The sequence below is a fragment of the Rhizobium sp. 862_C5_N1_2 genome (assembly GCF_051811205.1).
Taxonomy (GTDB): domain Bacteria; phylum Pseudomonadota; class Alphaproteobacteria; order Rhizobiales; family Rhizobiaceae; genus Rhizobium; species Rhizobium leguminosarum.
This window is the reverse complement of the sequence record NZ_JBPWPT010000001.1, coordinates 772,267-790,520: the sequence shown is the minus strand read 5'-3', so window position 1 is coordinate 790,520 and position 18,254 is coordinate 772,267. Positions and strand designations below refer to the sequence as shown.

The following is an 18,254-nucleotide window of genomic DNA, read 5'->3' as shown; positions in this document are numbered from 1 at the left end:
CGTCCTTCTATCGAATGATGCCGTTTCTGAGTGCCGCGGCGACCAGCGCCGTATCCTTGAAGACGCCGAGCCTCGCCTTGGCGTTGGCAATGTGCGTGTTCACGGTGATGTGGGAGATGCCGAGAATGGTGCCGATCTCGGCGGCCGTCTTGCCCGCCGCCATCCAGCGGATCACTTCGGTTTCGCGTGGGGTGACGTTGCTCATGGCTCTGCAGGCCCATCGATGCTGGGCACGCGCGGCATCGTCACATGCGCGCCCGACATCGTCACCCGCGTCACCCGGTCGGGGTGGCGGATCGGCTGGACGGGCGGGCCCGCCTTCGGCTGCGGATGCCAGGCGTCCTGCCTGGAGGGGAACCTGTCGCGGTTGCGGTGCGCCATGTTGATGACGGTGTTCTTCTTCGAGCCGAAGAGGTTGGCGATCTCTCTCGCCGACAGCCCTTCTTTCCAGAGCTTTTCCGCCTTGACGATCTTGTCTTCCGTCCAAAAGGTGATGGTCATCTCAATGCCTCCTCGTATCGTGCGGCCCTTGCAATGATCGGGTTGTCGGGAAACATCCTCGCCAGTTCCCGCTTGGCGCTGCGGCTACCGTTCGCCGCGTCCCGCAGCAGCTGCATCTTGTAGGCTGTGACCTTTGGCTGCGGCGTCTCGGGTTCGGCTTCCATGCGCGGGCGGCTCTCGGCCTCGATCGCCGCCTGCTGATGGCGGCATTGCTCGGCGAAACTGGCGCTGCTCGGGGCGAAGGCGCGGTTATGGTCCCTCACCTTTCCGGAGATGAAGAGTTTGGCGGCCTGCCAGACCGCCTCCAGCGGGATGCCGTCGATGGCGACGAGATAGGCGCGGATCTGCATGTCGGGATCAGTGCCTGCGGATGCCGGGAAACCCGAAAGCATCCCAGCTATGATCTTCACCGGAGAGGAAATCTCTTGCGGCATCGACTGTCGTCCTCCTCGTACTGCTGTTGATCGACCCGGCTTCCCTCGCCTTCTCCTTGAGGTACCAGTCGCATTTGATTGCCTGCCAGCCGCGGAAGATCTGCATCTCGGCGGCGCCGACCGGGTCGCCGGTCAGCAGATATTCCCTCGCCTGCATCCTGGCGGCATAGACCGTCAGCGGCTTCTTCAGCGTGCGCTTGCGATGCTCGATGATCGCTGCCGCCAGCTCCTCCCCCAGCACCGGGCTGAGGATCTCCATGATCTCCCGGCTCACTGTGTCCTTACCCATGCGATGTGCCTTTCCCGATTGAGATGGCCGACCTCAAACCCGCAGCCTCCGTCGCCCGCCGGCAAAATTCACCGGGGCGCCCGGCCTGGCGGTGCGGCGGGGAAACCGGCGGATCTCTGAGCCGGCATGGTCCTCGTGGGCGGTGTCGCCCTTCTCGGCGCTTCGAAGTTTGTGGATCTCGGTTTCCACCGACGGCACCGACGTGCCGAGGTGGGCCGCGATTTCGATATAGTCCCGGCCGGAGCGGAAGAGCTCGAGCGCGTTCATGTGAGCGCCTTGCTGCGCCGGGGCGGCCTTGGGCTGGATGCTCATCGCTTGATCCTTCCTTCCCGCGAACGCGGTCCGCCATTGCCGCCGAAGCGGGTGCCAACAACGTCTTTGATTTTTCAGGGGTGACGACCGGAACCCCGGCTCTGGGAGCAAAGGCTCCGGTCGTCTGCCAGGCCGCCGCCTGGGTCGGGCGCGAGTGCGCCCGGGAGCTGGCGTCGCCGAGGGAGGAGCGACGACGCCAGCCACCGATAGCCGTCAGGGAGGGGCTGGGCTATCGGGGTTGGTGATCGGCGGAGCGCCGGGCGGGATCATCGTCTCGCTGATCTCTTCCGGGCGCGTCGGCCGGTCGCAATTCTCGCAGTGGCGTTCGATCACCTCGGCGATCGACAGCGCCTTGCCGCAATTCGGGCAGCCGGTGTAGCGGCCGCTGCGGCGCTGGATCTCGCCGGCGGTCGTCAGGATGGAGATGGTCATAGCGATTCCACCTCCCGATTGGCGTTCAGCACCTGCTGCAGGGCCTTGGCGAGGAAGGGGATATCCTCGTTGCGAACAGGGATCACCGACATCCGCCCTCCCCTTGGGCCTTGTGGCCGGTGAATGACGACGCCGGTCGGCATGACGTCCATGGCGAGCTTCTCTTCCGAGGAGATGGTGAACCTCATGGTGCCGTCTCCCCATCCCGGAAAGCTTGTCCGTTGTTGATGATGTCGCTCTGTGTCATGGCGATTAGGGTACACTTAATACCCGATATGTCAAGCACATTAGGGCATGACATGTACCTTAATTTAGGGTATTTTTTATATCATGTTGAAAGAGCAGGAACAATTTGAACGCGAAGAACGCGCAAAGCGCCTCGTCATGGCCAGGAAGAATGCTGGCTTTGCCGGGCCGAAGGCGATCGTCGATCGGTTCGGCTGGAATGCGAATGTCTACAAGGCGCATGAGTCCGGCCGCAACGGCTTCGGCATTGCCGATGCGAAGAAGTATGCCCGCGCTTTCAAGGTCAATCTCAACTGGCTGCAGTTCGGCACCGGCAACGCGCTCGATCCGGATGAGCTGCCGGTCTCCGTCGCCGATATCCCGAAGATCTCCTGGGTCAGCGCCGGCCAGCTGAGCGAGCAGGCGCCGATCACCGACTTCTCGGAATTCCCGACGGTCGCCGCCCTCGATCTGCCCGATGGCGAATGGATCGCACTCGAGGTCGAAGGCAATTCGATGAACAAGATCTCGCCGCCGGGCTCGATCATCTTCGTCAATCTGCGCGACAAGCGCCTGGCACCGAACGCGCTTTATGTCGTCGCCGACGAAACGGGGGCTGCGACCTACAAGCGCTATCGCCCGAACGACAATCCGCCCTTCCAGCCGGCGTCCTACGAGGACGTGCCGCCGCCGGAATTCCAGGGCGCCGTCACCATCGTCGGCCGCGTCCGCCGATCGATCATCGAGATGTAAGGGATGAGCGCTCAAAGGCTCGGAAATAGTGCCGTGAATCAATCATATTTCAATAGGGAAAACAGGATGATCCGCCCTTCCTCACGCGCCGGCAGAATCTGGTTCTATATCGTCACGATAGCGGTGTTGCTCCTCGCCTACAGTGTCGCGCGCGAGATGTACGGCCTGTAGGATTTCGCTCCGAAGCTCGCCGATCCGGCAGCCGGGATCACGAGGGGTATCGGGAGGATTCATCCTCTGAAACCACAAATTGCGGCAGCTCAGGATGCCGTTCGCGCACCACTCTCGACACCGCCACCAGGATGGAACGAATGGCTGCGGGGAACATGTCCTTCGGCAGCTTCTCCTCCCACGGATCGTAAAATTTGGTGATCGCATCCAGGCCCGCTTCGATCACTTCGTCGGTGATTTCGATTTCGCTGCGCATCGCCGGCCTCCTTTTTTCTCTTAGCATCATACTCCAACTTCAGTTCTCATTCCTCTCTCTTCAGCTTAGGAGGAGAAGGTTCCTGAAGGCTGGTGAGGGAGGGTTCCGGCCAAAGCTTCCCCCTACCCCATGAGCAAAGCCCATGAAGCCGGGAGAGCATTGGCCAAGTCCTGAAGGCCGGAGCCGGGATGGGACACGTGCCAGAGGGGCCATTCGCTTCGCCCTCGTCCTGATTTTCTGACAGCGCACTTAAGGACTTTCGCTTCCCGCGCCGCTGGGCTTCGTCAGCACGGGAGTTGCACCCGGTCGCCCAATCACTTGATCCAGACATACGCCTATGATTCGTACCTGGTCAATCAAAGGGGTACTTTTTATACCTTTTACCGTTGACGTGATCAGGTATAATAAATACCTTCTCCTCACAGGCCGATCAGAAGCGCGAGAGGACAGGCGATGCAGCACATTCGCAATATCGAGACCGAGGAGAGCAAGCGGGATGCCCGCTGGAATGCGGCGCGCACGATCCACGACTGCCGCGCCTATATGGCCAACGAAGCCCAGCGCATGGGCGCCCTCGGCTTTGCCTACCTCCGCCGCCCCGAACATTCGATCCGCGGCCCGTCCTGGCTGCGTGGTGCCGCGGCCAGCGTCGAGGAGCACTACCGCTATGCCCGCGAGATCATGGGCATCACCGAGACCGATCAGCTTTACGCCTGAGGGACCGGAGATGTCTGCCGCCAATCTTACGCCTGAGCCATCGACCGAGAGCCCTTCCCTTCTCGCCGCCCGACGGGCCGGGGCAACTGAAAGGACCCGCTTCACCGCCGGGGCGCCCGATCTCCTGAAGGCGCTGGTCGAGGCCGAACGCTTTTTCGACGGCAGCGACGATCACGGCTGCCCGCTTCACCAGAAGATCCTCGCCGCCATCGACACGATGAAAGGCGGTGCAGCATGAGTGATTGCCTCATCAAGGCCTTTTCCGGCTGCGCCTGCCCGCCCGGCGAATGCGCGGAAAAGCCCCTCACCCCGGCGCCGGTCACCTTCGTCTCGTGGCGGACCCAGGCAATCACCTGCCTCACCTTCGGCTTCCTCGCGGCCATCGTTACGGCCGCCTGGATGGAGACGCAGTTCAAGAACCAGGATCTCAGCCATCAGGAACAGGTGTCATGGAAGTGAGATACCGCCGATCAGGAGCTGAACTTGATGTCGCTGGCCTTCGCCGCGGTGATGAATGCGCGGCGCACCTGCTCGGGCCCGGCGGCATCATTGAACACATCGAGCACAAGCCGTTCGGCGGCCTTCGCCGCTGGCGTCTGCTCGGGCCAATCGTTCAGCAAGGTATTGCCCGCCTGAACGACATTATAGACCGTTCTCGTCTTGCCATTGATGGTGATTTTCACCGGCTTGAAGCTTCGTCGCCTGCTCATGATGCAGCCCCCTCACGCTGGACATCCGACTCAACGAATCACTTCGAGACTCGTTCCAGTTGAGGTGATTCTTCGTTTGCCAACCAGGCGCCGAGCCCGATGTCCTCCGTCTGCATGACAGAGCACGGCTCGGATGCGTGCGAGAATGCGGCAGATGAAGCCCGTACCAGGAGGCAACACAATGGACCTTCAAAGTCTCGTCGCCGCGCACATGCCAAACCGCCGCCGCAAGACGCAGATGGGCGCCGCGGCCGAGGACCGATACTACCGAAATCAGATCACCCTGCCGCGCCTGCGGCTTCGGCTCCTCGGGCTGACTGCCGCGACCGCCGGCGTGACGCTGCTTCTGGCCGGCGTCATCAACACATGAGGTGCCGTCATGCTCCGACAGACCGATCATGCTATGCTGCGATCCGTTGTCACGGGGGACCGCGCGATGGACGACAGCGAGGCTGACCGGGCGGCGATCATGGCAGTGATCCGCGCCGAAACCGAGGCCTGGCTGCAGCGCGACTTCGAGGCGCTGGCAAGCCACTGGGTGCAGTCGCCGCAGACCCGGCGGATGGAATATTTCGCCTCGCTCGGCGTCCGGGTGGACGAAGGCTGGGACCCGATCGCGGCGCGGATCAAGAAGATCGTCGAGCGATTCCCGGAGAAACACGCTTTCGCGGAGCGCGTCCGCTGGGAAAAGGTCAACATCGTCGTCGACGGCAACATGGCCTGGATGACCTTCGATCAGATCGGCAGCGACACCGGCGAGGATCGCAAGCGCCAGCTGCGGATCCTCCAGCGGATCGACGGCGCCTGGAAGATCGGCTGCATGGTGATGATGGAGAGCAGCGTCGAGGAGGCGAACTGCCCGCTGATCGAGGTCGACGTGGATGCAAGGATCCTCTGGACGAACCGGCTGGCGCGGGAGCGGATGCCTGGCCATCCTGGGCTCGTCGCCGCCGCCGGCCGCCTACGTGCCCGGCAGCGCGAATGCGACCCTGCGCTACGCGAGGCGGTGCGCCTGGCGTTCCGCGAGCTGCAGAGCCAGAGACCGCTGAACATCGCGCCGAAGCAGACCTGGGCGGTGGCGCTCGGCGAGGACGCGGCAGGGGGACCGCTCCACTGCTGGGTCCTGCTCGAGGACGGCAAGACGCTGGTCTCCTTCGACGACGCCGAGACGGTGGCGCGCCGGATCGCGAGCGCGCGGGAGCTCTTCGGCCTCTCGCCGGCGCAGACCCGGCTTGCGCGCCTGATCGTCGATGGCCATGACCTCGCGGCCGCCGCCGATCTGCTCGGGGTCAGTGTCAACACGTTGCGCACCCAGCTGCAGCGCATCTTCGACAAAACCGGCGTACGCAACCAGGCGGCATTGGTACGGGCGCTGTTGAGCGCTGGAGCTCCGAGCCAATAGCCTCGACCGCCGGCGTCTGGTTGGGCCAATCGTTCAGGCTCGAACTGGATCCATGCGGACGATGCACCGTTCCTGTTCAGCCGCGCCTTGGCTATAACTTTCCTGCGGAAAAATTATAACCAGAGGAAGGGTGGGCTTTCGGTCGGTTGATTCTAAAGCGCTGCTGCATCCCTGGAAAACTCCCCTCTTGATTCCGTCGGCGGCAATGTCTATTTTGACCATATATGGTCATTTAAGACAGGAGGCCGCAATGTCGACGATCAGCGTGGCAGAGGCAAAGGCCGGTTTCGCCGGACTGGTGGATGAAGCGGCAAACGGGGAATTCGTGACGATCACGCGACACGGAAAGCCGGCTGCCGTGCTTGTGTCCGTCGAAGCAGCCGAGGCCGCGAAAAGGGCTTTGAAGACGCCACGGCCGAATTTCGGGGATTTCCTGTTGACGTTTCCCGGTGGGGTCGAGCTGGAGCGGAACCCATCGAAAATGCGCGATATTGATCTGTGACCGCCTACCTTCTCGACACGAATATCATTTCGAAGTTCGCGCCGGGCAAGGCGTCGCCGTCCGATCCGGTGCGGGCATGGTTCCGTGAGCAAGGCGAAGCCGATGCTCTCTTTCTGTCGGCTCTATCGGTCGCGGAGATCGAGAAAGGAATGCGGAGCCTTCAGCGTCGCGGCGGGATCGAGCGGGCAAAGCGCCTTTCGGCTTGGCTGGACTTCGTCACCGACAGTTTCGGGGATCGGATCTTGCCGATGGATACCGTTGTCGCGCGGATCGTCGGCGCCCTGGAAGATGACGCCGAGAGCCACGGCCGTCATCCCGGCCTTGGCGATCTCATCATCGCGGCGACCGCGCGAGCCTACGACCTCACCGTCATTACGGAAAACTTGCGGCATTTCCAGCCGCTTGACGTCGCTGTTGATCTTCCCGCCGCGTTCCGGTCGGAATGATCCGAAGCATCGCCGATCACGAGCCGCACTTGATGTCACTCGCCCTGGCTGCCGTTATAAACGCCCGCCGCACCGGCTCGGAAGCACGAGCAGCCTGGCTGCTTCGACCGCCGCACCTGCTCATGGCGCAGCACCTCTAGCACCGATCTAAACCCGACCGTCCAAGAGAGATCGTGATATGGTTGGAGTCCAATTTGGAGGGGGAGCTATGCTGAAAAATCCCATAGTTGGACTGGCGGTTGGCGCGCTGATGGTTTTTGTGACCCACGCCGCAGCGATTGCCGATCCGCTCCCCAAGGGTTTTGAGCGCCACAAGTTCAACGGATCGGTCAGACCGGAGGTCAAGGACGGCGTGACCCGGTTTGAGATATTCGACCGTCAATGTTCCAATGTCGACTATGGCGATGGACGCGGCGAAAATGATTGCCGCAATGGCAACGTCCGTTCAACAATTCGCTATACGCGAGACATGAAGGTTGGCGAAAGCGTCGAATACAAGTTCGATTTCCGGCTCGATCCGACCTTTGCCTACAAAGGCTGGCACAACAACTCCGCCAATGGCTTTTATCCCGATGGCTGGGACAGCCATCTGCGCTTGGCGTCCTGGGAAGGACCGGCAATCCACAATTTCATCTACATGCTGAAAGCCGACACGCGCAACGGCGTGAACTTTCTCGCCCGCCAGTGCCAAAAACCGCAAGATTTCGGCAAATGGGCGACATTCTCGCTGAAAATCCGATGGGCAAACGATGAGAGCGGCTGGGTTACGGCAAGCTGCGACAACAAGGTGATCTATGCCGCCGAAGGCGAAGCAACCAACCAAGCTCCGCATTGCTGGGAATCGAACGAGTGCGAGCCGCAATCAAACCGCGACCCAAAATCATTCAACTTCATTCTCGGCCCGGTGATGATGGGTTGGGGCGGTGACTGGAAGAGCTATGACCATCATACGTCCCAGTTTGACGTGGTGCAGCCGGATGGTATCGGCATCGATGTCCGCAATGTCAGTGTGACCCGCGGTGTCGGCAACTATTCCGCCGAACAAGCAGCTTTGCTCAAGAGGTTCCAGCAGCAACTGGCTCAGTTGGGCTGCAAGCCAGGGAATCTCGAGGGCAAGCCTGACAAGGCAACACGGCAAGCCGCGCTCTCTTGCCGCAAGTTCGAGAGCGGTTCGCTTCCCCAAGCGCTCAACCTCACGACGCTGCAAGCCTTCGCTGACGCCTATGCCAAGCCGGAGACGGCAAGTCTGCCGTCAGGCAACGCCGCGGCTGGCACCGAAAACCTTTCGTCAAAACCGAGGACCTATATCAAGCTCGGCGAAATGCTTGCCATGAAGACGGGTAAAGACACCAAGGTGAATTCCAACTTCTTCGGCAAGATCAAAGGCGCCAGGAAGGGGCAGAACGAGCTGGACTTCATCATACTGGGTCAGTTCGACTACACTGACAAGACTTTCAGCCAGCTGTCATTTCTTCTGCAAGACAATCTCTCCAAGGCCGAAGTGAATGCGGCGGCCAAATGCGGCTATGGGACGATCCGGTTTCCAGACGGCACAGATCATGTGGAGATCCGTATGAACCATTCAGGAAACACGTTCTCGTCCCCGCCAAGAACTGACTGCCTGATTCAAGCGCTCGGCAAACGACCGGCATCGCAGGTTCCCTACCTCACCAAGGGGTTTGCCGATCTGGCTAAATCAATGGTTTCCGACGGCGGCTGGAAGAAACTGAGGCATGAAGGTTTGAAGATATTTGTCAAACGTGTCGCGGATGGTGAGATCACAGTCGGCGGCTAAGATCGCACCCGGTCAAGCTCATGCCGCACGGATGATGCCGACGAGATAGAGCGATCCGGTGACGAGAACCCATGCGCCCGATTCCGTGGCGCCCGCCAGCGCTTCTTGATAGGCCTCGAGCGGGTCCAACATGACGATGCTCAGCAGCCCGAGGGTGTCTGCAATCGTCTTCAGCTGTTCCGGCGAACGCGATCTGGCGCCGACGGTGGTGAAGATGATCGATATATCGTGGCGCACCATCGTCGACAGCAAGCCTGCCGCGTCCTTGTCGTCCGCGATTGACATGACGGCAATGCAGGGAGCGCGGTATTTTTCTTCTTGTGAGAGGTCACTCAGAACCGCAGCAAGGTTGAAGGGGACATGCGCTCCGTCCAGCACCACGTTGACCTTGGCATTGTCGCCGTGGCTGGTGATGACAGCGATTTTTTCGAGCCGTCCCGGCAGGCGGGCAGATTCGATCGTTGAGGGATCGAGGAGCTGTTCTCCAAGTGGCTCGGACATCGCGCTTGCGCCCTTTGTCATGACGCCCATTTTCCCGAGCACATCCAGAACCGCGCCCGCCAGGGCTACATTCCGCTGCTCGATGGTTGCGTCGGCCGGCACGGTGGGGCGTCGCAGGGCACAGCCGAGTTCTGCTGCCCGGGCGGATACGACGGCGCCTGCCTCGTCCGCCTCCGGCAGGAGTGTGACGACCGCAGCGCCGGGCTTTATGATTCCTGCCTTCTCGAAGGCAATGGCCGCGCGGGTTTTGCCGAGGATTTCGGTGTGCTCAAGATCGATATTGGTGATAACGGCGACATCGCTTTGAACGATATTGGTCGAGTCCCACCGCCCCCCAAGTCCGGTTTCGAGAACGGCCCACTCTACCCTTTCCGACCTGAAGATCACCAAGGCCGAAACCGTCAGAATATCGAACCAGGTCGCTCCCTGCCCGCTCGTCGCCTCTCGCCTTGCGTCTTTGAACGCCGAGAGCGCCGCGCCGAGCGCATCCGCCAGGCGCTCCTCGCCGACCGGGCGGCCATCAATGCTGACCCGCTCGGTGATATGCATGACATGCGGCGAGGCATATCGCCCGACCGAGAACCCCGCCCGCGCAAGACCAGCTTCGATCAGGGCGCAAGTCGAGCCTTTGCCCTTGGTGCCGGCCACATGGACGATACGGAAGCTGTTCTGGGGATCGCCAAGCCGACGAGCGAGATCGCGCATCGGCTCCAAATCGACCCGCATATCGCCGCGCGGCCGGCGTTCCCAATTCGTGAGTTGATCAAGTTCGGCTAGGGAATTCGAAAGCCGTTCACTTTCGATGTGGGACGACATGGGGCACCTTCTCAAACATGATCCAGATGCCCAGGCGAGCGGCCAAACTCCTGCGCTCCCCGGTGGTATCCACCTTCATCGCCAGTCACGCAGGCCTTCGATGCTAGCATAGATGATTCCGAAATCCAGAGCGGCGCTGGTGTGAAGCACAATTGCGGGCATCTGGATGGAGACGCCGCTCAAGACCTGGGATCCTCCCGCCAGCCGCGCCTCAGTTATACCTTTCCTGCAGAAAAATTATAACCAGGGGAAGGATGGGCTTTCGGTCGGTTGAACTCGCTACGGTGAAATCCCCCGGGGGAATTTCGGCTGAGATCAGCAGAAACGAAAAACCCCGCCGGAGCGGGGTTTCTAGCTGGTCGGAGTGGAGTGATTCGAACACTCGACCCCCACGTCCCGAACGTGGTGCGCTACCAGACTGCGCTACACTCCGTGACCAGCGGCGCTTCTATAGAACAGCCTATCTGGTTGCACAAGCACCAAATTCCAAAAAGCCGGGGGAATTTTTGACGGTGACGTGACAGGTCTGAGGTCACGCGGCTGCAGCAAAAAGCCACACCTCTCGCAAATCGAACGGAAGTGTCAAAGGGGCAATTTTCTTTTGCCAGGTTCCGCGCTAAAGGGCAGACGGGACAGGCGAAACCGCTGCGACGGCGGCTTCGCAGCCACTGCGCTTGAGATCAGGGACGACACGATGAATTTCCGCACCATGACCGCGGCCGGGCTTGCCATTGCGCTTGCCGGATGCACGACCATTCCTTCCGCCGGCAATCCGATCGAGGCCCGCTGGGTGGGCAAATCGGCCGGCATCTTCTTTGCCGCCTACGGCCCGCCGATCAGCGACAGCGAGCAAGGCTCGACCACCATCTATACCTGGCGCGGCGGCTACAAGACCGTGCGCATTCCGGCGAAATATGCCGAAGGCGCCGACGGCAAGCGCGGCAAGCAGATCGCGTCCGCCCGCACCGCCTATCTGCGCTGCCAGGCCGAAATCACCACCAGTTCCGATTACACCATCCGCGACATCCGCACCGTCGCCGATATCCCCGGCGTCGACGGCCCGTCCTATTGCGCAGAGTTTTTGGCGCCCGAACAGAAGTAACGGACGGTTTTTTTGAGATGCAGAACAGGCGGCCGGGTGCCGCCTGTTCTGCTGCTGACCACGTCTCGGCGTTGGCGCCGGGGCGGCCCCTCATCCGGCTGCCGCCACCTTCTCCCCGTAAACGGGGCGAAGGGACCATGCCGCGACCTCTCGGTTCCCCACAGCCTCTCGCAGGGCACGTCCCCTCGCCCCGCAAGCGGGGAGAGGGTTAGGGTGAGGGGCAATCGCGATCTCCTAGGCCGAGGGCCCCGCCCTCACGCCGCCTCCACCCCCTGCACCGCAGCTTCCGCCAACTTCCGCGCCGCGACGAAATCCACCTTGCCCGACCCCAGCACCGGCACCTTGCCGATATTGACCTCGGCCGGCACCATCATGTCCATGGCGCCCTTGGATTTGGCGAAGGCGAGGAATTCGGCGCGGGTGGCGGTGGGGGCGTCGGTCAGGAGCACCAGGCGCTCGCCCTTCTTGGCGTCGGGCAGCGAGGAGACGACCGAGAGGGCGCCCGGCCACAGTTCGGCGGCCAGCGTCTCGACGGCGGCGAGCGAGATCATTTCGCCGCCGATCTTGGCGAAGCGTTTGGCGCGGCCGCGGATCTTGACGAAGCCGTCTTCGTCGATGGTGACGATGTCGCCGGTGTCGTGCCAGCCGTCGATCAGCGGCTCGAGCACGCCGGGCTTTTCGGCGCGGAGGTAACCGGCCATGACATTGGCGCCGCGCACATGCAGCCTGCCGCCTTCATCGATGCCGGGCACCGGTTCGAGCTTCCATTCCATGCCCGGCAGGATTTTGCCGACCGTGCCCGACTTGTTGTACATCGGCGTGTTGATGGAAATGACCGGCGCGGTCTCGGTGACGCCGTAACCTTCCAGGATGCGCAGGCCGAATTTTTCCATATAGGTCTGGCGGGTCGAGGCCTTCACCGGCTCGGCGCCGGAGAAGATGTAGCGGATCGAGCGGAAGTCGTAGGGATGGGCCGTCCTGCTGTAACCATTGAGGAAGGTGTCGGTGCCGAAGATGATCGTGGCGTTGGAGACATAGATCAGCTCCGGCACGATGCGGTAATGCAGCGGCGACGGATAGAAATAGACCGGCACGCCCGAAATCAGCGGCAGCACCGTGCCGGCCGTCAGCCCGAAGGAATGGAACACCGGCAGGATGTTGAACACCTTGTCGCCGCTGTGGAAATCGATGCGGGCGGCGGCCTGGGCGGCGTTCGACAGGATGTTGCGGTGGGTGAGCACCACGCCCTTCGGCGTGCCCTCGGAGCCCGAGGTGAAGAGGATGACGGCCGGATCATCCGGCTGGCGTTTGACCAGCGGCCTTGCCTTCCTGAGATAGCCCAGGATCTTGTCCTTCAGTGAGATCTCGGCCCTGAGATCATCGAGCCAGACGATCGTCACCTGCTTTTCCATCTCCTCGATGACGGCACCGAGCTTCGCCTGGGTGACGAAGGCGCGCGAGGTCAGCACATGCTTGACTTCGGCGGCCTTGCAGGCGGAGAGGATATTGGCGGCACCCGCGGTGAAGTTCAGCATCGCCGGCACCTTGCCCGCCGTCATCACGCCGAGAAGGGTGGCGGCGGCGCCATTGGCATTCGGCAGCATGACGCCGAGGTTGGTTTCCGGGAAGCGGGCGCGGAATTTTGCGCCGAGCACGGCAGCGCCTGTGAGCAGCTTGCCATAGGTCAGCCGGCCGGTGACCGGATCTTCGACGGCAAGCTTGCCCATGCCGAATTCATGGCCGGCCCGAATGACGCGGTCGAGCACGGTCGACGAGGTATCGGCGGTCTGGAACAGCAGGTTCGACATCACCTGATAAAGGGCGGCACCTGCTGCCGTGCGGCGTTTGCGGCCCTTCAGCTCCGGCGGCACTTCCAGCTTCACCGGCTCGAGAATGGTGACCTTGACCTTGGGAAACAGCCGGCGGCGGATCTTGCCATTATCGAGATAGGAGAGATAGCTCTTCTCCAGCCCGTCGATCTTCACCGGCACGACCATCGAGCCTGTCTTGTCGGCGACCATGGCGGCGCCATCATAGACCTTCATCAGCGTGCCGGTCACCGTCAGGCGGCCCTCGGGGAAGATGCCGATCGGGTTGCCGTCCTGCACCACCTTGATCAGCGAGCGCGTCGCCATCGGCTTGGTCGGGTCGAGCGGCAGGAATTTGCACATCTTCAGGAAGGGCCGCACCCACCAGGCCTGGGCGATCTTGTAATCGACGGCAAAGGTCGGCTCTTCCTCGGTGATGGCGAGCGCCAGCGCACCATCGAGCAGGCTGACATGGTTGAGCGCGATGATCGGCGCGCGGCCGGCCTTCTTGATATTCTCCAGACCCTCGACCTCGAGGCGCATGAAGGCGCGGAACAGGATCGAGATGAAATCGCGGAAGGGATTGGTCGGCAGCGTCTTCAGCATCAGCCAGGCGACCGCGAAATTGATGATGCCGAGGCCGATCAGGATCTGCGGAATGGAGGCGCCGAGCGCCTGGACGGCGGCAACCAGGCCGAGGCCGACGGTGATGAACAGCGCCGAGAGCACATTGGCGGCGCCGATGACGCGGGCGCGGCGGTCCTCATGCGCCCAGGTCTGCAGGGCGGCAAAGGTCGGCACGGCGATGAAGGCGCCAGAGATCGCCATGCCGGCGAGATCGATGGCGACGCGGATGGTATTTTCACCGGCAAAGAAGCCGGCGATCGTCGTCGCGTGGCTCACCGAAGCCAGACCCCAGAGGTTCCAGGCGAGATCCAGGCTGAAGAGGCCGAGCAGCGCCGTGCCGACGGGGGCCGGCAGCAGCACGATGCGGCCGGACGACATCCAGGCGGCAATCGCCGAACCGACGGCGACGGCAATGGCAAAGACGGTGAGATAGGCCGGCACGACGAGCTCGGAACCGCCAAGCAGTTCGGTGACCATGGTCGGCAGGATCGACAGCACGAAGGCGCCGACCAGCCAGAACCAGCAGTTCATCAGCGCCGAACGCCACAGGCGCTTATCGGCGCGGATTTCCATGACGAGGGTGTAGCTGGAGCGGATGACATTGCGGTCGATTTCGAGATCCGGCGCCTTGGAGCCGGTGGGCGGGATCATCCGGCTGGCCAGCCAGCAGAGCACCGAAAGCCCCATCATCATCGTGCCGAAGATCAGCACATTGTCGCCGCCGGAGAAGGCGAAGGCGGCGATGATCGTGCCGGCGAGGATGGCGATGAAGGTGCCGCCCTCGATCCAGGCATTGGCCTTCGGCAGGTCGCGGCGTTCGAGATGATCGGGCAGGATGCCGTATTTGATCGGCCCGAACAGCGCCGAGACGACACCGAAGCCGAACAACGCCGCCATCAGCACGAAGATAGAGGAAAAGGCGAGACCAACGACGGCAAGGCCGGCGATGGCGATTTCGCAGCGTTTCAAGAGCTCGGCAATCTTTGCCTTGTCATGCTTGTCGGCAAGTTCGCCGCCAAGCGCCGAGAGCAGCAGGAAGGGGACGATGAGGATGACGCCGGCCAGGGTCACCAGGGCAGCACCCTCGCTCGCCGACATCTTGAAGAGAATGAGGAACACCAGGGTGTTCTTCAGAAAATTGTCGTTGAAGGCCGTGAGGAACTGGGTCCAGAACAGCGGCGCGAATTTCCTTGATGTCATCAGATTGTGTTGCACGGGCTCGTTCCTCTTTCGGCAGGCAGAGAAGGCCACAGAGTTGTTACGCAAAAGTTGAGTGCGGCAACAACTCTGCAGTGCGGTTAACGAAGATTAATCTTCATCGTTACGATTGAACTTGACCAGCAGTTTCTCGGTGCGGGCATCCTCGACCTTGCGGATCAGCTTCTCGGATTCGGCATTGTCGCGCAGCGTCTTGGTGATATTCACCGTGGTCTGCACCAGCATCAGGATGCCCATGGCGAGATAGCCTTTGCCCCAGAGATCGAGCGGCATCATGTAAAGGCCAAGCGCCAGCATGAAGGCGGCCGAGCCGAAGGAGATGTAGGAGAAGCTGACCCAGCTTGAGGAATGTTTCTGGAAACTGTCGTTCATATCAGTGGTCCCTATGGTTCGATGGATGGATGGTTGGATGGATGCGATTTCAGGCAGCAGGCGTGATGCGGCTCTTCAGCCGCGCCAGCACATCATCGGCAGATGAGCGGAGCGGCGCCCCGCAGCCGGCATTGGCAAGCTTTTCGATGATGCCGGCCGGGCGGATTGAGCCTTCCATGTCCTTCAGGGCGGCGGCCGTCAGTTCATTCTGGCTCTGGCGCAGGCGAAGGCGGGCCAGGGTCTCCTCGGCATCGTCGAGCGTCGCAAGGCCCGGACCGGCGACGACGACATCGAGCTTCTGCGCCTCCTGCGTGGCCCGCGCCAGCCGCTCGCCGCGCTGCAGCTCCTGCAGCCGCGCCTCGGAGGCCCGGACGATGCCTTTCAGCTTGTCGATCGCTCCGGTGAACTGGGCTTGCGCCTTTTCCGATGCATCGCGCTCGGCTTCGAGATAGGCGATCGCCTCGGCCGCCTCGCGAGCCAGGCCCTCATTGCCCTTCGCCAATGCGGCGGAGGCGCGAACTTCGAGATCGGCGATGCGGGCAACGATCGTTGCGTGCTGCCCCTTCTCCTGTTCGTTCTGGGCGATGGCGACCGCCACACTGCGGCGGGCCGACTGGATCGATTGGGCGGCATCGCGGATCTGCTGGGCAAGCAGCGGCACGGCGTTGCGATCGGCAAAAGCCTGTTCGGCATCATGCGCCCTGCCCCGCAATAAAATGGAAATCAGTTTGAACATTTCCTTCCTCCGGTTTATGAACATTGTTCACGAGAGGTGTTATGCCAGAATCATGAACGTCGTTCAAGATAAATTTTGAACGACGTTCAAAAAATCGAAGTGGAATGGTAAATGGCCGGCAGACGAGAAGAAAAACGCGAAGACCTGAAGGCCCGGCTGATCGAGGCGGCGCGCGAGCGGATCGCCCGCGACGGGCTGACGAACCTTAGAGCCCGCGACATCACCCAGGATGCCGGCTGCGCGCTCGGCGGCCTCTACACGGTCTTTTCAGACCTCGCCGAGCTCGTCATCCACGTCAACTCCGCGACGCTGAAAGCGCTGGAGGCGAGGCTGACGCTCGCCGAAACCAAGGACAAACCGCCGACCGACCGGCTGCGCAACCTGGCGCAGGGATACCTCAGCTTCGCCGTCGAGCACCGGAACCTCTGGAAGGCGCTGTTCGACCATTTCCCCCCCGACACCAGCCCGACGCCGCAGTGGCATCTGAACGAGCACCTCTTCCTGATGGACGTGATCGCCGAACCGCTGGCCGAACTGCAGCCCGACATGCCGGCGGAAGACCGGGCGATCCGCGCCCGCACGCTGTTCGGCGCGGTGCATGGGGTGGTCAGCATCAGCCTCGAAGGCCGCTTCGTCGGCTTGCCGCTGGAGCGGCTGGCGCGGGAGGTGGATGAGCTGGTGCAGACGATTGCGGCCGGGGCGGAGAGGCGGCGGGAAGCGGGCGTGTGAGGTGGCGTTTGGTGAAGTGGCGGGGTCAGTGGCGCAGGCTGACGTTGCCGTTTTCGCCGAGCCCCACCCCATCCTCCGTCATCCTCGGGCTTGACCCGAGGATCTACACCCGCCGCCATGATGCCGGCGGGCACTGGAGTCAAGCCACTGAAATCACCGCGAAAAATGCCCCTCATCCGCCTGCCGGCACCTCTGCCTGGGTCGAGCCACGTGTCTCGCCCCGTCCTTCGGACCCCCGCAGGCGGGGCGAAGGGGATATGCCGCAACCTCTCCGTCCCCCACTAACCTCTCGCGAGGTACGTCCCCTCGCCCCGTTTTTACGGGGAGAGGGTTAGGGTGAGGGGCAGGCATGGGCACGAAGGGGCAGCCGTAAATCCTCACGCTGAGAGGACAGACCTGCGAAGCGCCACCATCGATATTACCGAGCGGGAAAATTCATTAGCCTCAACCCTGCTCCACATCCCGAAATATCCCGATCGGTAAATTCCCATGGATCCTCACCTGGGAGCACGGGAACCCACACCCCAACTCCCGCATTGAGCAGCCCAACGAAAGCTGCTTGACTGACGCCCTCCACACCACCGCGAAAGGAAACCCCATGAGCCGTATTTTCATCACCGGTTCCACCGATGGCCTCGGGCTTGCCGCCGCCCGCACCCTGATGAAGGAGGGCCATGACGTCGTGCTGCATGCCCGCTCCCGGGAGCGCGCCGCTGCCATATCAGAGATTTCCTCTGCCGCACTCGGCCTCGTCATCGGCGATCTCGCCAGCGCCACGGAAACGCGATCGATTGCCGAACAGGTCAACGCCATCGGCCGCATGGACGCCATCATCCACAATGCCGGCATCTACCTCGAGAGGAGCCGGGGCGAAACGCCTGATGGTCACGCCAAGACGCTGGCGGTGAATGTGCTTGCCCCCTATCTGCTCACCGCCTGGATCATCCGCCCCGATCGCCTGGTCTATCTCACGAGCGGCATGCACCGCGGCGGCAGCAGCGCCCTTGACGATATCGACTGGAAGAAGCGGCCGTGGAACGCCAGCCAGGCCTACTCGGAAAGCAAGCTCTACATCGCCACCCTCGCCGCCGCCATCGCCCGCCACTGGCCGGATGTTCTGAGCAACGCCGTGGACCCCGGCTGGGTGCCGACCAAGATGGGCGGCGCCGGCGCGCCCGATGACCTTGAGATGGGACATCTCACGCAGACATGGCTGGCGGTGAGCGATGAAGGGGCTGCGAAGGTCAGCGGTGGGTATTGGTATCATCGGCAGCGGCGGGAGGCAGCGACTGAGGTTGGCGATCTTGGGTTTCAGGATGCGCTGGTGGGGAGGCTTGCGGAGTTGACGGGTGTTCGACTGTTTGCAGAGCGCGGGTGAGGTTTAAGACCGGCGGCTTGTC

General features: G+C 62.2%; 26 protein-coding genes, 1 tRNA gene and 1 riboswitch. Of the genes, 13 read left to right on the top strand and 14 right to left on the bottom strand.

The window, feature by feature from the left end; genetic code table 11:
* Positions 1–7: 7 nt before the first annotated feature.
* The 7 genes from ACD590_RS03895 to ACD590_RS03865 all read right to left on the bottom strand — a co-directional run bounded on the left by ACD590_RS03895 (position 8) and on the right by ACD590_RS03865 (position 2,156).
* Entirely contained in the window at positions 8–205 is a 198-nt protein-coding gene (locus ACD590_RS03895) for a response regulator transcription factor (protein ID WP_003546099.1), read from the bottom strand.
* Positions 202–501, bottom strand: coding sequence for a GcrA family cell cycle regulator (locus tag ACD590_RS03890; RefSeq protein ID WP_210067053.1), 300 nt, complete (start codon positions 499–501; stop codon positions 202–204). Before ACD590_RS03890 ends, ACD590_RS03895 begins: the two co-directional genes overlap by 4 nt.
* Positions 498–893, bottom strand: coding sequence for a hypothetical protein (locus tag ACD590_RS03885; protein ID WP_182565468.1), 396 nt, complete (start codon positions 891–893; stop codon positions 498–500). The genes ACD590_RS03890 and ACD590_RS03885 overlap by 4 nt, the downstream gene beginning before the upstream one ends.
* A complete protein-coding gene (locus tag ACD590_RS03880) occupies positions 859–1,224 on the bottom strand; it encodes a hypothetical protein (protein WP_439002185.1) in 366 nt (121 codons plus the stop codon). The genes ACD590_RS03885 and ACD590_RS03880 overlap by 35 nt, the downstream gene beginning before the upstream one ends.
* A gap of 33 nt (positions 1,225–1,257) precedes the next feature.
* On the bottom strand, positions 1,258–1,536 hold the full coding sequence (locus tag ACD590_RS03875; protein WP_439002184.1) for a sigma-70 family RNA polymerase sigma factor: 279 nt from the start codon (positions 1,534–1,536) through the stop codon (positions 1,258–1,260).
* Between the two features lie 213 nt (positions 1,537–1,749).
* Complete coding sequence (locus ACD590_RS03870; protein ID WP_439002183.1) at positions 1,750–1,968, bottom strand: hypothetical protein; 219 nt, start codon at positions 1,966–1,968, stop codon at positions 1,750–1,752.
* Entirely contained in the window at positions 1,965–2,156 is a 192-nt protein-coding gene (locus ACD590_RS03865) for a hypothetical protein (protein WP_018240998.1), read from the bottom strand. Before ACD590_RS03865 ends, ACD590_RS03870 begins: the two co-directional genes overlap by 4 nt.
* 142 nt (positions 2,157–2,298) lie before the next feature.
* Here ACD590_RS03865 and ACD590_RS03860 point away from each other — a divergent pair, with 142 nt between their 5' ends.
* Entirely contained in the window at positions 2,299–2,946 is a 648-nt protein-coding gene (locus tag ACD590_RS03860) for a S24 family peptidase (RefSeq protein ID WP_018449194.1), read from the top strand.
* A gap of 33 nt (positions 2,947–2,979) precedes the next feature.
* Positions 2,980–3,117, top strand: a complete 138-nt coding sequence (locus ACD590_RS03855) for a hypothetical protein (protein WP_155295825.1) — start codon at positions 2,980–2,982, stop codon at positions 3,115–3,117.
* 37 nt (positions 3,118–3,154) lie between these two features.
* On the opposite strand, the gene ACD590_RS03850 is transcribed toward ACD590_RS03855, so the two are convergent.
* The gene (locus tag ACD590_RS03850) at positions 3,155–3,373 is read right to left on the bottom strand and encodes a hypothetical protein (protein ID WP_439002182.1); all 219 of its coding nucleotides are present in this window, start codon (positions 3,371–3,373) and stop codon (positions 3,155–3,157) included.
* A 453-nt stretch (positions 3,374–3,826) separates the two neighbouring features.
* On the opposite strand from ACD590_RS03850, the gene ACD590_RS03845 reads away from it, so the two are divergent.
* The 3 genes from ACD590_RS03845 to ACD590_RS03835 are packed head-to-tail and all read left to right on the top strand — an operon-like array spanning position 3,827 to position 4,549.
* Positions 3,827–4,090: a hypothetical protein gene (locus ACD590_RS03845; protein ID WP_439002181.1), complete on the top strand. Its 264-nt coding sequence runs from the start codon at positions 3,827–3,829 to the stop codon at positions 4,088–4,090.
* Between the two features lie 10 nt (positions 4,091–4,100).
* Positions 4,101–4,328 (top strand): hypothetical protein, encoded by a 228-nt coding sequence (locus ACD590_RS03840; protein WP_439002180.1) that lies wholly within the window; start codon positions 4,101–4,103, stop codon positions 4,326–4,328.
* Positions 4,325–4,549, top strand: a complete 225-nt coding sequence (locus ACD590_RS03835) for a hypothetical protein (RefSeq protein WP_439002179.1) — start codon at positions 4,325–4,327, stop codon at positions 4,547–4,549. Before ACD590_RS03840 ends, ACD590_RS03835 begins: the two co-directional genes overlap by 4 nt.
* Positions 4,550–4,560: 11 nt before the next feature.
* Here ACD590_RS03835 and ACD590_RS03830 read toward each other — a convergent pair whose 3' ends face one another.
* Positions 4,561–4,800: a DUF982 domain-containing protein gene (locus tag ACD590_RS03830; RefSeq protein ID WP_018240992.1), complete on the bottom strand. Its 240-nt coding sequence runs from the start codon at positions 4,798–4,800 to the stop codon at positions 4,561–4,563.
* Positions 4,801–4,981: 181 nt separating this feature from the next.
* Between ACD590_RS03830 and ACD590_RS03825 the strand changes: the two genes are divergently transcribed.
* The 5 genes from ACD590_RS03825 to ACD590_RS03805 all read left to right on the top strand — a co-directional run bounded on the left by ACD590_RS03825 (position 4,982) and on the right by ACD590_RS03805 (position 8,945).
* On the top strand, positions 4,982–5,170 hold the full coding sequence (locus tag ACD590_RS03825) for a hypothetical protein (RefSeq protein ID WP_427149160.1): 189 nt from the start codon (positions 4,982–4,984) through the stop codon (positions 5,168–5,170).
* 9 nt (positions 5,171–5,179) lie between these two features.
* Complete coding sequence (locus ACD590_RS03820) at positions 5,180–6,202, top strand: LuxR family transcriptional regulator (RefSeq protein WP_439002178.1); 1,023 nt, start codon at positions 5,180–5,182, stop codon at positions 6,200–6,202.
* Positions 6,203–6,452: 250 nt separating this feature from the next.
* Positions 6,453–6,704 (top strand): type II toxin-antitoxin system Phd/YefM family antitoxin, encoded by a 252-nt coding sequence (locus ACD590_RS03815; protein ID WP_003557256.1) that lies wholly within the window; start codon positions 6,453–6,455, stop codon positions 6,702–6,704.
* Entirely contained in the window at positions 6,701–7,150 is a 450-nt protein-coding gene (locus ACD590_RS03810) for a type II toxin-antitoxin system VapC family toxin (RefSeq protein WP_439002177.1), read from the top strand. The genes ACD590_RS03815 and ACD590_RS03810 overlap by 4 nt, the downstream gene beginning before the upstream one ends.
* A gap of 208 nt (positions 7,151–7,358) precedes the next feature.
* Positions 7,359–8,945 carry a hypothetical protein gene (locus ACD590_RS03805; protein WP_439002176.1) on the top strand — a complete coding sequence of 529 codons (1,587 nt, stop codon included), beginning with the start codon at positions 7,359–7,361 and terminating at the stop codon, positions 8,943–8,945.
* Positions 8,946–8,963: 18 nt separating this feature from the next.
* Here the strand turns inward: ACD590_RS03805 and ACD590_RS03800 are convergent, their stop codons facing one another.
* Positions 8,964–10,262: a bifunctional folylpolyglutamate synthase/dihydrofolate synthase gene (locus tag ACD590_RS03800; RefSeq protein WP_439002175.1), complete on the bottom strand. Its 1,299-nt coding sequence runs from the start codon at positions 10,260–10,262 to the stop codon at positions 8,964–8,966.
* A 21-nt stretch (positions 10,263–10,283) separates the two neighbouring features.
* A riboswitch (ZMP/ZTP riboswitch) is annotated at positions 10,284–10,361 on the bottom strand.
* Positions 10,362–10,618: 257 nt separating this feature from the next.
* Positions 10,619–10,695: transfer RNA gene (locus ACD590_RS03795), tRNA-Pro, on the bottom strand.
* 261 nt (positions 10,696–10,956) lie between these two features.
* Between ACD590_RS03795 and ACD590_RS03790 the strand changes: the two genes are divergently transcribed.
* Positions 10,957–11,364: a hypothetical protein gene (locus tag ACD590_RS03790; protein WP_027685663.1), complete on the top strand. Its 408-nt coding sequence runs from the start codon at positions 10,957–10,959 to the stop codon at positions 11,362–11,364.
* Positions 11,365–11,618: 254 nt separating this feature from the next.
* Here the strand turns inward: ACD590_RS03790 and ACD590_RS03785 are convergent, their stop codons facing one another.
* The 3 genes from ACD590_RS03785 to ACD590_RS03775 form a co-directional block, all read right to left on the bottom strand.
* Positions 11,619–15,014, bottom strand: coding sequence for an acyl-[ACP]--phospholipid O-acyltransferase (locus ACD590_RS03785; protein WP_439002174.1), 3,396 nt, complete (start codon positions 15,012–15,014; stop codon positions 11,619–11,621).
* A 93-nt stretch (positions 15,015–15,107) separates the two neighbouring features.
* Positions 15,108–15,389: a YiaA/YiaB family inner membrane protein gene (locus ACD590_RS03780; protein ID WP_003557239.1), complete on the bottom strand. Its 282-nt coding sequence runs from the start codon at positions 15,387–15,389 to the stop codon at positions 15,108–15,110.
* 49 nt (positions 15,390–15,438) lie between these two features.
* Positions 15,439–16,125: a PspA/IM30 family protein gene (locus tag ACD590_RS03775; RefSeq protein ID WP_439002173.1), complete on the bottom strand. Its 687-nt coding sequence runs from the start codon at positions 16,123–16,125 to the stop codon at positions 15,439–15,441.
* Positions 16,126–16,236: 111 nt separating this feature from the next.
* Here ACD590_RS03775 and ACD590_RS03770 point away from each other — a divergent pair, with 111 nt between their 5' ends.
* Both ACD590_RS03770 and ACD590_RS03765 read left to right on the top strand, forming a co-directional pair.
* A complete protein-coding gene (locus ACD590_RS03770; protein ID WP_439002172.1) occupies positions 16,237–16,854 on the top strand; it encodes a TetR/AcrR family transcriptional regulator in 618 nt (205 codons plus the stop codon).
* A 598-nt stretch (positions 16,855–17,452) separates the two neighbouring features.
* Positions 17,453–18,232, top strand: coding sequence for an SDR family NAD(P)-dependent oxidoreductase (locus ACD590_RS03765; protein WP_439002171.1), 780 nt, complete (start codon positions 17,453–17,455; stop codon positions 18,230–18,232).
* The last annotated feature ends 22 nt before the right edge of the window (positions 18,233–18,254 follow it).